This window comes from Streptomyces sp. 13-12-16 (genome assembly GCF_002114215.1).
GTDB lineage: Bacteria > Actinomycetota > Actinomycetes > Streptomycetales > Streptomycetaceae > Streptomyces.
Window position 1 is genome coordinate 1,439 of record NZ_NCTE01001462.1, and the last position, 1,188, is coordinate 2,626.

Sequence of the window (1,188 nt, forward strand, 5' to 3'; positions counted from 1 at the left end):
AAGGCGATCTCGCCGGTGGTGGCGTCCAGGGTGATGTGCCGGTCCTGCGGGCGGGAGGCGGCGAAGTGGGGGACGACGTCCCAGTCGGTCCAGCCGTCGTGTTCGGCGGTCTGCAGCAGGACGGGCGGGGTGTCGCCCACGACGGGCGCGTGGGCCAGGCGCAGCCGCTGGCCGGGCAGGCCGGTGGACTCGCCGAGCGGCTCGTCGCGCACGGTCTCGGCGTGCACGGCGCCGGTGGTGCCGCCGAGGGTGTACGCCTCGGCGGCCCGCACGGACGGGGAGGTGGTGTAGAAGGGCTGGCCGGCGAGGGGGTCGGTGACCCGGCAGCGCAGCCAGCCGCCCTCGTGGCCGCCGTTGCGGGAGAGCACGTGTCCGCCGGGGACGTGCAGGACGACCTCGCCGGGCCGGTTGAGGCCACCGGTGGCGTCGCGGTCGACCTCGCACTCCGTCCAGCCGTCCTCGGTCCACGCCTCCCACACCAGCGGGGGCTGGCGCGGGTCGACGCCGACGCCGTCGACGCGGCTGTCGAGTTCCAGGGCGACGGCGCAGTGCGGGACGGCGGCGCTCAGGCCGAACAGCATGCAGTCGCCGGGGCGGGGGGCCTCGGCGAAGCAGAGGACGTCCTTGCCCTCGGCCAGGTCGTCGGTGCGGTCGGCGACCGGCTCGCCCCGGTTCTGCACGGCCAGCCGGCCGAGCGAACAGGGGACGACGGCGAGTTCGCGCTCGGTGGCGAAGACCACGGCCTCGTCGCGCTCGGTGCGGGTGGTGGCCACCTCGGTGCCCTCGGGCAGCACCACCGGCTCGTCCTGCGGCGCGGACAGCCAGAACGTGACGTCGGTACGGGCGGCGGTGGGCGGGAACAGGGTGATGCCGACGAGGTCGAGGAAGGCCAGGTGGTTCTTCTCGGGCACCCGGTTGAGGCGGTACACGATCTGGTCCGCCATGTGCGCGACCGCCTCGACCAGGGTGACCCCGGGGTCGGAGACGTTGTGGTCGGTCCACTCCGGGGCGCGCTGCTGGATGTAGCGCTTGGCGTCGTCGACGAACTGCTGGAAGCGGCGGTCGTCGAGGGGGGGAGAGGGCAGGGCCATCAGCGGTCGCTTTCGGGGAGGGGGCCCGACTCGCCCGCACCGGCCGTGCCGCTCGTGCCGGGCTCGTCGTGGGAGGGGATGACGTAGAAGGGGAAGA

The 1,188-nt window shown here is 74.4% G+C and carries 1 protein-coding gene; it reads right to left on the bottom strand.

What is annotated here, in order from left to right:
* A partial coding sequence (locus B7767_RS42645) for a putative baseplate assembly protein (protein WP_085576484.1) occupies nt 1-1,091 on the bottom strand: 1,091 nt, incomplete at its 3' end.
* Between the last annotated feature and the right edge of the window lie 97 nt (nt 1,092-1,188).